Below are 11,759 nucleotides of genomic sequence, written 5' to 3' on the forward strand. Positions count from 1 at the left end.
TTGCCCGCGAAGGCGTCCTTCCAGACGCCGCTTACTTATCGCTCAACGCAAACTGCGTCAGACAGAAAGTCGGAATCCCCATGTCTTCCAGCCGTTGCGAACCACCCAGCTCCGGTAAGTCAATGATCGCCGCCGCTTCATGCACCCGCGCGCCCATGCGCCGAACCAGGTTGGCCGCCGCGATCAGCGTGCCGCCGGTGGCGATCAAGTCATCGAACAGCACCACCGAATCACCCTCACACAAGCTGTCGGCGTGGACTTCGAGGAAGGCTTCGCCGTACTCGGTCGCGTAACCTTCGGCCAGCACGTCGGCGGGCAATTTGCCCTGCTTGCGGAATAGCACCAATGGCTTGTTCAACTGATACGCCAATATCGAACCGATCAGGAAGCCGCGCGCGTCCATGGCGCCGATGTGGGTAAAGTCGGCCTCGACGTAACGATGGGCAAAGCTGTCCATCACCAGGCGCAGGGCCGTGGGTGACTGGAACAACGGGGTGATGTCGCGAAAGATCACGCCCGGCTTGGGGAAGTCGATCACGGGGCGGATCAGGGATTTGATGTCGAAGGAGTCGATGACCATCGTCGAAGTGTCCTGGCGGGCTGCAAACGTCGCAGTATAACGGCGGCTGAACCGTTTCGCTCAGCCGTCGTCGCGAGGATCAGCCTTCGATCGAGCCACCGGCCAGGGCGCAGAGTTGGATCGGGTCAAGGATGTGCACTTCCTTGCCCTCGGCGGCGATCAGTTCGTTTTGCTGGAAGCGGGTGAACACCCGGGACACGGTTTCCACCGCCAGGCCCAGGTAATTGCCGATTTCGTTGCGCGACATGCTCAACCGGAACTGGTTGGCCGAGAACCCCCGGGCGCGGAAACGGGCCGAAAGGTTGACCAGGAAGGTGGCAATGCGCTCGTCGGCGGTCTTTTTCGACAGCAGCAACATCATTTGCTGATCGTCACGAATCTCGCGGCTCATCACCCGCATCAACTGACGGCGCAGTTGTGGCAGTTGCAGGGCCAGTTCGTCGAGGCGCTCGAACGGGATTTCGCACACCGAAGTGGTTTCCAGGGCTTGCGCCGAGACCGGGTGCTTTTCGGTGTCCATGCCCGACAGGCCGACCAGTTCACTCGGCAAATGGAAACCGGTGAGTTGCTCTTCGCCGCTATCGCTCAGGCTGAAGGTCTTCAGGGCGCCGGAGCGTACTGCATAAACGGAATCGAACGTGTCGCCCTGGCGGAACAGGAACTCGCCTTTTTTCAGCGGGCGCCCACGTTTGACGATTTCGTCCAGCGCATCCATGTCTTCCAGATTCAGCGAAAGTGGCAGGCAGAGAGGGGCCAGGCTGCAATCCTTGCAATGGGCCTGGTTATGAGCGCGCAGTTTTACTGGCTCGGACATTTCTTTAATCCTTGTGGGAAAAAACACACATAAGCCGTAAGGGTACCCCACGGGAGGACATTCGGGCCAGCCTGCGACAATTTATCCTCATACCCTAAATCACGCGTGAAAAACGCTGGCGATTGCTGTGTTCCAGGTACGCATCGAACACCATGCACACCGAGCGCACCAGCAGCCGGCCAGCGGGCAGCACGGTGATTCTTTCATTATCCAGTTCGATCAAACCGTCCTCGGCCATGCCTCGCAGCTGTGGCCACAGCTCGCCGAAGTAACCACGAAAATCGATATTGAAGGCCTGCTCGATGTCCGCGAACTCCAGGTTGAAATGGCAAATCAGTTGCTGAATCACCGCCCTGCGCAAGCGATCGTCGGCATTGCACAGCAGGCCACGGTTGGTGGCCAGTTGCGCGGACGCCAAAGCGTTCTGGTACTGGGTCAGGTCGCTGCTGTTCTGGCAGTACAGGTCGCCGATCTGGCTGATGGCCGATACCCCCAGACCGATCAGATCGCAATGACCGTGGGTGGTGTAGCCCTGGAAGTTGCGTTGCAGGGTCGATTCTTCCTGGGCAATCGCCAGTTCATCATCGGGCAGGGCGAAGTGGTCCATGCCGATGTAGCGGTAACCGGCGGCCGTCAGTTGTTCGATGGTGCGCTGGAGCATTTCAAGCTTCTGCGCCGGTGCCGGTAGATCGTTGCTGTTGATCCGCCGTTGCGGCATGAAGCGCTCTGGCAGATGGGCGTAGTTGAACACCGAGAGCCGGTCCGGTTGCAGGCTGATGACTTCGTCGACGGTGCGGGCAAAGTTCTCGGGCGTCTGCTTGGGCAGGCCGTAGATCAGATCGATGTTGATCGAACGAAATTGCAGGGTTCGGGCGGCGTCGATCACCGCGCGGGTTTCTTCCAGGCTTTGCAGGCGATTGACTGCCCGCTGTACCGCCGGGTCGAGGTCTTGCAGGCCGATGCTGACCCGGTTAAAGCCCAGTTCCCGGAGCAGGCCCATGGTCGACCAGTCGGCCTCGCGCGGGTCGATCTCGATGCCATAATCGCCGGAATCGTCGTCCAGCAGATTGAAATGCTTGCGCAACCGGGCCATCAGCTGACGCAGTTCATCGTGACTGAGAAAGGTCGGTGTGCCGCCGCCAAAATGCAGTTGCTCGACTTTTTGCGTGGGGTCGAGGTGACAGGCGATCAGCTGGATTTCCTGTTCCAGGCGCTGCAAATAGGGCAGGGCGCGGCCGCGGTCCTTGGTGATGACTTTGTTGCAGGCGCAGTAGTAGCAGATGTTCGCGCAGAACGGCACGTGCACATACAGGGATAACGGCCGCAGCGCCTTGCGGCTGTCGCGCAGGGCATGAAACAGGTCGAAGGTGCCGACCTGGCTGTCGAATTGCACGGCCGTCGGATACGAGGTGTAGCGTGGCCCCGCCAGGTCGTAACGGCGGATCAGATCTGTGTCCCAACGAATGGCGTCGAGCATGCGGGCATTCCCCCGGATAGGCTGGCAGTGTCGGCGAGTCTAGGGGGTGCGGCGTTGCGGCATCTTGATTTGCATCAACAGTGGTTGGATGTGCGCCGCACTTTTGTAGCAGCTGCCGAAGGCTGCGTTCGAGGACGAAGTCCTCGCAAAAGCGGATATCCGGTATGCCTGAAAAATTGAGGTGAATGGTTCACGACGGCTTCGCCGCCGAACGCAGCCTTCGGCAGCTGCTACAAGGGGGGGCGTTGATCTAATGCCCCATCAACCAATGCTGATGCGGCCCCGGCAAGGTCCAGATGCCGAACACCATCACCAACAATCCACCCGTCATGCGCACGCTGCGTTTGCGCAACAGCGCCGTGACCCGCTCGGCCGCCAGGCCTGTGGCGAGCAGCACCGGCCAGGTGCCCAGCCCGAAAGCCAGCATCAGCAACGCACTGTCCAGCGCATTACCCTGACTCGCCGACCACAGCAATGTGCTGTAAACCAGCCCGCACGGCAGCCAGCCCCACAGCGCGCCGAGCAGCAAGGCGCGGGGCAGGTTCGACACAGGCAACAGTGTGTTGGCCACCGGCTGGATATGCCGCCACAGGCCGCGACCGAGGCTTTCGATGCGGGTCAAGCCGCTCCACCAACCGGCCAGGTACAGCCCCATGGCGATCAGCAGCAATCCGGCGAGGATGCGCATGAACATCGCCGCCGGGCTATTGGCCACGGCCCAACCGGCCAGGCCGATCAGCAGGCCGGCCGCGGCGTAGCTGAGAATCCGCCCCAGGTTGTAGGCCAGCAACAATCGGAAGCGTCTGCTGCGTTGTTCCTTGGGGATCGCCAGGGTCAACGCGCCCATCAAGCCGCCGCACATGCCCAGGCAATGGCCGCCACCGAGCAGGCCGAGGATCAGCGCAGAGACCAACAGTGGCGCCAGCTCAAGCATGGGGCGGCGCCTTGTCGTCCGGTTTGGCCGGATGGCCGCTGGCCTCGTCGACCGCTGCCGTGTGCTTCGGGTCCTGGTCGTCGAACAGGATGCTGTGGGCCGGGCCGTCGAGGTCGTCGTACTGACCGCTGTCGACCGCCCAGAAGAAGATGTAGATAGCGATGGCCACGATCAGCAGCGCGGCCGGGATCATCACGTAGAGAGCTGGCATCTGGACTCCATGCCCGCGCGGCTCAAGCCGGCAGCGGACGGGTTTCTGGCGTGGCGCTGGTGGCTGGCGCGCTCGGCAGGCGAGTCAGGCGCAAAGCATTCAACACCACGGTCAACGAACTGATGGACATGCCGACCGCGGCCCATACCGGAGTGATCCAGCCGAGGGCGGCGAATGGCAACATGAGGCCATTGTACAGCGCTGCCCACAGCAAGTTCTCGATGATGACCCAACGGGTGCGACGGGCCAGGCTGAAGGCTTGCACCAGCGCATCGAGGCGGTTCGACAGCAGAACTGCGTCGGCACTGGTTTTCGCCAGATCGGTGGCCGAGCCCATCGCCACGCTGATGTCGGCGGCGGCCAGCACCGGCACGTCGTTGACCCCGTCACCGAGCATCAACACCTTGCGACCTTCCTGGTGCAGCTGTTGCAGCACCTGCAATTTATCGTCCGGACGCAAACCGCCACGGGCCTCGTCGATGCCCAATTCTGCGGCGACGCTGGCGACCATCGGCGAGCTGTCGCCGGACAGCAGCAAGGTGCGCCAGCCGCGAGCCTTGCACGCCGCCAGGAGGACGGGGGCGTCAGCGCGCAAACGGTCATCGAGGACGAACCATGCCAGTGGTCCCTGGCTGTCGCCGAGCAGCAGCCATTGGCCGGGTTCATCGGGCATCACCGGCACTTGAGCGCCGCTGAGCTCGCAGACAAAACCCGCTTGGCCAATGCGCAGGCGTTGCGCGCCGACCAAGCCTTCGAGGCCCAGGCCCGGCGTGCTGTGGACTTCTTCGGCGGCCAGCGGTGCGCGGCCAAAAGCCCGGGCGATCGGGTGTTCGGAGCGGTTTTCCAGGGCGGCGGCGAGGCTCAGGCATTGATCGCTGGCCAGTGCCCCAAGCGGCCGGATCGAACGCAAGGCCAGACGACCTTCGGTGAGGGTGCCGGTCTTGTCGAAAATCACCGTGTCGATCTGGTTCAGGCCTTCCAGTACATGGCCGCGCGTCAGCAAAAGCCCCAGCTTGTGCAGCGTGCCGGTGGCGGCGGTGAGGGCGGTCGGCGTGGCCAGGGACAAGGCGCAGGGGCAGGTCGCAACCAGCATCGCCAGGACAATCCAGAACGCTCGCGATGAGTCCAGCTCCCACCAGAGCAGGCCGATGACGGCCACTGCGATAAGCGTCAGCAGTAAAAACCACTGCGCGGCGCGGTCGGCGATTTCCGCCAGCCGCGGTTTTTCGGCCTGGGCGCGATCCAGCAGGCGGACGATGGCCGACAGGCGCGTGTCTTGACCCAGCGCCAGGACTTCCACGGTCAACGCACCCTCGACGTTCAAGGTGCCGGCGGTGACAGCGTCGCCCAGGGTCCGTGGTTGTGGCAGGTATTCGCCGGTGAGCAGGGATTCGTCGATGCTCGACTGACCATCGAGGATTTTGCCGTCGGCCGGCAGGATAGCGCCAGGGTGCACCAGCACCTGATCGCCCACGCGCAACTCGCTGAGCAGAATCCGCTCGCTCTGACCGTCAGCGCTCAGCCGCAGGCAGGAGGCGGGCAACAGATTGACCAGTTGTGCGGTCGCGGCGGCGGTGCGTTCCCGGGCGCGGCGTTCCAGATAGCGCCCGGCCAACAGGAACAGCGCAAACATCCCCACCGCATCGAAATACAGCTCGCCGACCCCGGTGATCGACGTCCAGATCCCGGCAATATAGGCACTACCGATTGCCAGCGACACCGAGACGTCCATGGTCAGGTGCCGGGTGCGCAGATCGCGCATCGCCCCTTTGAAGAACGGTGCGCAGCTGTAGAACACGATCGGCGTGGTGAGAAACAGCGCGACCCAGCGCAGGATGGTATGCAGTTCGGGGCTGAGGTCGATGTTGAATTCCGGCCAGGTGGCCATGGTCGCCATCATCGCCTGGAACCACAGCAACCCGGCGACCCCGAGTTGGCGCAGGGCCAGACGGTTTTCGCTGGCCAGTTGTTCGCTGGCGCGGTCGGCCTGGTACGGATGGGCGGCGTAACCGATGTGGCGCAATTCGCTGAGCACCTGGCTCAACGGCAATTGCGCGTCGGCCCAGCGCACGTGCAGGCGATGGTTGGACAGGTTCAGGCGTGCTTCGGCCACCGCCGGCAGGCTGCGAAGATGCTTTTCGATCAGCCAGCCGCAGGCGGCGCAACTGATGCCTTCCATCAACAGAGTGGTTTCGGCGAGTTCGCCTTCGTGACGGACAAAGGGTTGCTGCACATCGGCGCGATCATACAGCGCCAGCTCGTCGACCAACTGCACCGGCAAGGCTTCGGGGTTGGCCGAGGCTTCGCTGCGATGCTGGTAATAACTTTCCAGCCCACCGGCCACGATGGCTTCGGCCACCGCCTGGCAACCCGGGCAGCAGAACTCGCGGGTATCCCCGAGGACGGCGGCGGTAAAGCGGCTACCGGCCGGGACGGGCAGGGCGCAGTGGTAGCAGGGGGTTGGGGTAGTCATGAGGCGTTGTCCGATGATCGTTCCCACGCTCTGCGTGGGAATGCCTCCCCGGACGCTCCGCGTCCGCTTCGGCTGGGACGCGGAGCGTCCCTGGCTGCGTTCCCACGCAGACGGTTCGACGCCTCGACGTGGGAACGATCAGAGTAGGGCTTTATTTCTTCAGGTCTTCGGCGCCTTGCAACGGCTCGTCACCGAGCAGCAGATCCTTGGCATGGCTGACCTGTTCCTCCTCGAACATGCGCCAGATCTTGTCATCCTGTACACCCAACAACTCAACGAAACGGCGGCCTTCAACCTTGTCGCTCAACTGGCCGATGTAGCGACCCTGTTCGGTTTCGCTGCGGGCCAGGGTGATCTTGCGATCTTTTTCCGGCTGGGTCGGCGAAATCAGGTTCAATTCAAGGGTTGCAGGCGTGCTATTGCCGCTCAGGCGCAAGTCGACTTCGCCGGTCACCTCATCCAGGTGCACGCTGGCACGCAGTTGCAGGGTCTGGGCCAGCAGTTCACGGTCCAGGGAGCGGTTGATGCCTTTGCCGGCCTCGTAATAGTTGTCGTTGACCAGGTTGTCCGGGTTGTTCACCGCGATGGTCACCATCGACAGGGTCAAGGTCACCGAGCAGGCCAGGATGGCGATGATGATCCACGGCCAAAGGTGCTTGTACCAGGGACTTGCGGCAGTTGCTGCGGGCATGATCACTTCTCTCAACGAATTTGTGGGCCGATGAATCGGCTCTTGGCTTCAACGTGGACGCTGGCGTCATCGGCATCCTTGAGGATGAATTTCACCTCGTTGGTGCTCGACGGCAGTTGCTCCGGTGAGCTGGACAATTCGACCGGCTGGCTGAAAATTTCCCCGGCCGCGACTTTGATCTCGCGCTTGCCTTGCAGCTTGAGGTCCGGCAGGCCGGTGGCTTCCAGCACGTAGGTGTGGTCGCGCTGATCCTTGTTCATGATCTTCAGGCTGTAGACGTTTTCGATCCGGCCTTCGGCGTTCTCGCGGTACAGCACGCGATCCTTGCTGACATCGAAACCGACCAGCGAGCGCATGAAGAACGCGGTCACCAGCAATGCGATCATGGTCAGCAACACCAGGGCGTAGCCGATCAGGCGCGGGCGCAGTTTATGGGTTTTTTGCCCCGACAGGTTGTGCTCGGTGGTGTAGCTGATCAGGCCGCGCGGGTAATCCATCTTGTCCATGATGCTGTCGCAGGCGTCAATGCAGGCCGCGCAGCCGATGCATTCGATTTGCAGGCCGTCGCGGATGTCGATGCCGGTGGGGCAGACCTGGACGCACATGGTGCAGTCGATGCAATCACCCAGGCCCTGAGCCTTGTAGTCGATGCCTTTCTTGCGCGGGCCACGGCTTTCACCACGGCGCGGGTCGTAGGAGACGATCAGCGTATCTTTATCGAACATCACGCTCTGGAAGCGGGCGTACGGGCACATGTAAATGCACACCTGTTCGCGTAACCAGCCGGCGTTGCCGTAGGTGGCGAGGGTGAAGAAACCGACCCAGAAATACGACCAGCCATCGGCTTCACCGGTAAAGAAGTCGATCACCAGTTCACGAATCGGCGAGAAGTAGCCGACGAAGGTCATGCCGGTCACGAAACCGATCAGCAGCCACATCGTGTGCTTGCTGAATTTGCGCAGGAATTTGTTGGCGCTCATCGGCGCCTTGTCGAGCTTGATGCGCTGGTTGCGGTCGCCTTCGGTGACCTTTTCGCACCACATGAAGATCCAGGTCCAGACGCTTTGCGGGCAGGTGTAGCCGCACCAGACCCGACCGGCATACACGGTAATGAAGAACAGGCCGAAGGCGCTGATGATCAGAATGCCCGAGAGCAGGATGAAATCCTGCGGCCAGAAGGTCGCGCCAAAAATAAAGAATTTGCGCTCCGGCAGGTTCCACCAGACAGCCTGGTGACCGCCCCAGCTCAGCCACACCGTGCCGAAATACAGCAGGAACAGCGCGGCACCGCCCGTCATCCGCAGGTTGCGGAACAGACCGGTGAAGGCTCGGGTGTAGATCTTTTCTCGAGAGGCGTAGAGGTCGACGCTGTTGTTTGCGTTCTTGGCAGGTGGAGTGACGTCGTGTACCGGAATCTGATTGCTCATCATTGCATCCCACGGCAGTGGAAAAATGCCTCGGTCAGTACGTGCCGACCGCGGTCAAAAAAGAGGTGTTGCAGTGGCGCAATGATACGCCTGTGGCTCTAGCTAAAGGGTGCGACCTTTGGTCGCGTTGGTGGAAAATCCTGAATGGTGTAGCGGATGTAACAAAACGTGATTCAGATCAATTGACTTGTGAAGTATGGACGGTTTTGGCGCGGTCGGCACCTAAACGGTCAAAGGGAAGACAGGGTGCACGAGTCGCGTGATCGAAGCGCCGATAGTGTGGTTGAATATTCGCGAAGTTGTAATTTTTTTATTAAGTTGTGAGTTGTCTTTTAAGGGTGATTGGCTGAATCGTAACATGTGCTATTGATCTGGTTGAAGTTTAAGTTTGTGTTGGGGTTGTCGTTGTTATAGCGTTGTCGTGCAAGTTTGATGCTTCTTTAAAAAAAGCTATTTTCTTTTATTAATAATGAAATGGAATTCAAATGCAATTACTATCAATGGCCAAATACTGTGTTGGCGTGGCGCTCTTTGTTTTGGTTACTTCCACCAATGCGGCAGGCCACTTTACTCCACGGCATTTCGTCTTTGCCTCAGACCCCCAATACCCTTGGACCGAAGCCACCGATTTAGGCTTGCCGGAATCCGGTAGTGAACAGGAAAAACAGTCTAAAATTCTGATCGACGCCCAATATTCCGATATCGCAACTTTCAGAGCCTCCCATGGCGGCGCCGCTAAAGTACCTGTCATGATCAATGGGGATATGACGGCGTTCGGACATGGATGGCAGCGTTCTTATATAAAGCCAGTCCTTGATAAACACCTGCAGAAGGAATACGACTACGGGTTGGGTAATCATGACTACCAGAATAACGTCGATGATTGCCTGTTAAATAGTTGTGCGGCGGGCAGTATCGTAGATTTTATGGAGCACCATGCCAATCGTCCGACTTCAATGGACTTGAAAGTGGAAAAAGAGGGGCTGATCGTCAATCAGGTGAGCGGCAGCATGGCTTACTCAACGAACTTCGGGTTGGTGCATCTGGTGCAGTTACATAACGAGCCGACGTACACCACCGCGTTTACTGCCTGGAACTGGGGTATTCCGACCCGTTACACCATCACTGACGCCCTGGACTGGCTCGAACGGGATCTGAAGCAGGCCCGCCAGCAGGGCAGGATCATTATGCTGAACATGCACAAACCTGATGGCTGGAAGGGCAGCGACGAGCAGATTGACAGGTTCAGGACCCTGATTCAGGACTATAAGGTCACTGCGGTGTTTGCCGGGCATTTTCATCGGGATGGCGGTGAATGGTGGGATTACAACAAGTGGAAGTATTTTGGTGATGTTCCGGTCTTTCTCAGTGGCGGGGCCTCCGCCCAGACATACGTAACCACCCGCTTCTCGGAAGACTGGAAAAGCTTGACGGTCAATCTGGTGAAGAACAACAAGTGGTCTGAGCAGCGGGAAATCGAAACGGTTCCCGTGCGTTAAACACTGTTTTCGAGGCGTAAAAAAGGCCCCGCCATTGAACTGGCGGGGCCTTTTTGTTGCTTTGCAGCAGGTGCCTTACTGAGCGTCTGCCACCGGAGCCTTCTCACCGTGAGAGAGGCTGTAGACGTAAGCGGCCAACAGGTGAACCTTGTCGTTGCCTTGCAGCTGTTCTTGCGCAGGCATCTGGCCCTGACGGCCGTAACGGATGGTCTGCTGCAGTTGAGCGAAGCTCGAACCGTAGATGAACGCTGCCGGGTGGGTCAGGTTAGGGGCGCCCATGGCCGGGGTGCCTTTGCCTTCCGGACCGTGGCAAGCCACGCAGTTGGCAGCGAACAGCTTCTGGCCGGCAACCGGGTCAGCCTTGGCGCCTTCCGGCAGTTTGCGGCCATCGAGGTTGGTCAGCACGTAAGCGGCAACGTCGCTGACGCCTTGTTCGCCGATCACTTCGGCCCAGGCCGGCATCACGGCGTGACGGCCGCCCATGATGGTGGTCTTGATGGTTGCCGCTTCACCGCCCCAGCGCCAGTCGGCGTCGGTCAGGTTAGGGAAGCCATAAGCGCCTTTCGCGTCGGAACCGTGGCAGACCGAGCAGTTGGAGGCGAACAGGCGGCCACCCATCTTCAGGGCTTGCGGGTCCTTGGCGACTTCTTCGATTGGCATGGAAGCGAACTTGGCGAAGATCGGGCCGAACTTGGCGTCCGACCTGGCCATTTCCTTTTCCCACTCGTGGACGCCGGTCCAGCCGGTCTGGCCGTTGGCGAACGCGGTCTGCTTGTCGTTATCGAGGTAGCTGTAACCCGGCAGCAGGCCTTTCCAGTTACCCAGGCCCGGGTACAGGACCAGGTAGCCAAGGGCGAAGATGATGGTGCCCACGAACAGCATGAACCACCATTTCGGCAGTGGGTTGTCGTACTCCTCGATCCCGTCGAAGGAGTGGCCGACCGTCTCGTCGGTCTGCTCGGCGCGCTGGCCCTTGCGGGTGGACAGCAGCAGCCAGGTCAGGGCGAAGATGGTGCCGAGACTGAGGACTGTGACGTACAGACTCCAGAACGTAGTCATTCTTTGTTACTCCTAGAAGCTTGCTCGACGTGCTTGATGGCTTCGGGATCATCCGCGAAAGGCAGCAAGGTCGCGTCTTCAAACTCCGACTTGCGCTTGGGGCTGAATACCCACAACGCCAGACCGATGAAGGCCACCATCACAACAACGGTGCCCAGGCCACGAATCATCCCGATATCCATCTAAATCACCGTTTGCTTTTGATGATGGTGCCCAGGCCTTGCAGATAGGCCACCAGCGCGTCCATTTCGGTTTTGCCCTTCACAGCATCCTTGGCGCCGGCGATGTCTTCGTCGGTGTAAGGGACGCCGAGCGTGCGCAAGACTTCCATTTTCCTGGCGGTGTCTTTGCCGTCGAGCTTGTTTTCCACGAGGAACGGGTAGGCCGGCATTTTCGACTCGGGCACCACGTTGCGCGGGTTGTACAAGTGCGCACGCTGCCAGTCATCGGAGTAACGACCGCCGACACGGGCCAGGTCCGGACCGGTACGCTTGGAACCCCACAGGAACGGGTGGTCCCAGACGCTTTCACCGGCGACCGAGTAGTGGCCGTAGCGTTCGGTTTCAGCACGAAACGGGCGGATCATCTGCGAGT

General features: G+C 60.3%; 12 protein-coding genes. 1 reads left to right on the forward strand and 11 read right to left on the reverse strand.

What is annotated here, in order from left to right; translation table 11 throughout:
* Window positions 1-31: 31 nt before the first annotated feature.
* The 8 genes from PMI21_RS26985 to ccoG form a co-directional block, all read right to left on the reverse strand.
* A complete protein-coding gene (locus PMI21_RS26985) occupies window positions 32-580 on the reverse strand; it encodes an adenine phosphoribosyltransferase (RefSeq protein ID WP_007933355.1) in 549 nt (182 codons plus the stop codon).
* 79 nt (window positions 581-659) lie between these two features.
* Complete coding sequence (gene fnrA / locus PMI21_RS26980; RefSeq protein ID WP_007933357.1) at window positions 660-1,394, reverse strand: Crp/Fnr family transcriptional regulator FnrA; 735 nt, start codon at window positions 1,392-1,394, stop codon at window positions 660-662.
* Window positions 1,395-1,488: 94 nt separating this feature from the next.
* The gene (hemN, locus tag PMI21_RS26975) at window positions 1,489-2,871 is read right to left on the reverse strand and encodes an oxygen-independent coproporphyrinogen III oxidase (RefSeq protein ID WP_007933359.1); all 1,383 of its coding nucleotides are present in this window, start codon (window positions 2,869-2,871) and stop codon (window positions 1,489-1,491) included.
* A gap of 250 nt (window positions 2,872-3,121) precedes the next feature.
* Window positions 3,122-3,805: a sulfite exporter TauE/SafE family protein gene (locus PMI21_RS26970; RefSeq protein WP_007933361.1), complete on the reverse strand. Its 684-nt coding sequence runs from the start codon at window positions 3,803-3,805 to the stop codon at window positions 3,122-3,124.
* A complete protein-coding gene (gene ccoS, locus PMI21_RS26965; RefSeq protein ID WP_007933363.1) occupies window positions 3,798-4,016 on the reverse strand; it encodes a cbb3-type cytochrome oxidase assembly protein CcoS in 219 nt (72 codons plus the stop codon). The genes PMI21_RS26970 and ccoS overlap by 8 nt, the downstream gene beginning before the upstream one ends.
* 22 nt (window positions 4,017-4,038) lie before the next feature.
* Window positions 4,039-6,489, reverse strand: coding sequence for a heavy metal translocating P-type ATPase (locus tag PMI21_RS26960; protein ID WP_007933366.1), 2,451 nt, complete (start codon window positions 6,487-6,489; stop codon window positions 4,039-4,041).
* A gap of 151 nt (window positions 6,490-6,640) precedes the next feature.
* Complete coding sequence (locus PMI21_RS26955; protein WP_007933368.1) at window positions 6,641-7,180, reverse strand: FixH family protein; 540 nt, start codon at window positions 7,178-7,180, stop codon at window positions 6,641-6,643.
* An 11-nt stretch (window positions 7,181-7,191) separates the two neighbouring features.
* Window positions 7,192-8,607, reverse strand: coding sequence for a cytochrome c oxidase accessory protein CcoG (gene ccoG / locus PMI21_RS26950; RefSeq protein WP_007933370.1), 1,416 nt, complete (start codon window positions 8,605-8,607; stop codon window positions 7,192-7,194).
* A gap of 485 nt (window positions 8,608-9,092) precedes the next feature.
* Between ccoG and PMI21_RS26945 the strand changes: the two genes are divergently transcribed.
* Entirely contained in the window at window positions 9,093-10,106 is a 1,014-nt protein-coding gene (locus PMI21_RS26945) for a metallophosphoesterase family protein (protein ID WP_007933372.1), read from the forward strand.
* A 75-nt stretch (window positions 10,107-10,181) separates the two neighbouring features.
* Here the strand turns inward: PMI21_RS26945 and ccoP are convergent, their stop codons facing one another.
* The 3 genes from ccoP to PMI21_RS26930 all read right to left on the reverse strand — a co-directional run.
* Entirely contained in the window at window positions 10,182-11,165 is a 984-nt protein-coding gene (ccoP, locus tag PMI21_RS26940; protein WP_007933374.1) for a cytochrome-c oxidase, cbb3-type subunit III, read from the reverse strand.
* Complete coding sequence (locus PMI21_RS26935) at window positions 11,162-11,347, reverse strand: CcoQ/FixQ family Cbb3-type cytochrome c oxidase assembly chaperone (RefSeq protein ID WP_003175465.1); 186 nt, start codon at window positions 11,345-11,347, stop codon at window positions 11,162-11,164. The genes ccoP and PMI21_RS26935 overlap by 4 nt, the downstream gene beginning before the upstream one ends.
* A 5-nt stretch (window positions 11,348-11,352) precedes the next feature.
* A partial coding sequence (locus PMI21_RS26930) for a cbb3-type cytochrome c oxidase subunit II (protein WP_007933376.1) occupies window positions 11,353-11,759 on the reverse strand: 407 nt, incomplete at its 5' end.

The sequence above is a fragment of the Pseudomonas sp. GM18 genome, from assembly GCF_000282195.1.
Classification (GTDB): domain Bacteria; phylum Pseudomonadota; class Gammaproteobacteria; order Pseudomonadales; family Pseudomonadaceae; genus Aquipseudomonas.

Bases quoted from the DNA above. Each gene is read 5' to 3' on its own strand.
- PMI21_RS26985 (WP_007933355.1), bottom strand. From the start codon at position 580: ATGGTCATCGACTCCTTCGACATCAAATCCCTGATCCGCCCCGTGATC.
- fnrA (WP_007933357.1), bottom strand. From the start codon at position 1,394: ATGTCCGAGCCAGTAAAACTGCGCGCTCATAACCAGGCCCATTGCAAG.
- hemN (WP_007933359.1), bottom strand. From the start codon at position 2,871: ATGCTCGACGCCATTCGTTGGGACACAGATCTGATCCGCCGTTACGAC.
- PMI21_RS26970 (WP_007933361.1), bottom strand. From the start codon at position 3,805: ATGCTTGAGCTGGCGCCACTGTTGGTCTCTGCGCTGATCCTCGGCCTG.
- ccoS (WP_007933363.1), bottom strand. From the start codon at position 4,016: ATGCCAGCTCTCTACGTGATGATCCCGGCCGCGCTGCTGATCGTGGCC.
- PMI21_RS26960 (WP_007933366.1), bottom strand. From the start codon at position 6,489: ATGACTACCCCAACCCCCTGCTACCACTGCGCCCTGCCCGTCCCGGCC.
- PMI21_RS26955 (WP_007933368.1), bottom strand. From the start codon at position 7,180: ATGCCCGCAGCAACTGCCGCAAGTCCCTGGTACAAGCACCTTTGGCCG.
- ccoG (WP_007933370.1), bottom strand. From the start codon at position 8,607: ATGAGCAATCAGATTCCGGTACACGACGTCACTCCACCTGCCAAGAAC.
- PMI21_RS26945 (WP_007933372.1), top strand. From the start codon at position 9,093: ATGCAATTACTATCAATGGCCAAATACTGTGTTGGCGTGGCGCTCTTT.
- ccoP (WP_007933374.1), bottom strand. From the start codon at position 11,165: ATGACTACGTTCTGGAGTCTGTACGTCACAGTCCTCAGTCTCGGCACC.
- PMI21_RS26935 (WP_003175465.1), bottom strand. From the start codon at position 11,347: ATGGATATCGGGATGATTCGTGGCCTGGGCACCGTTGTTGTGATGGTG.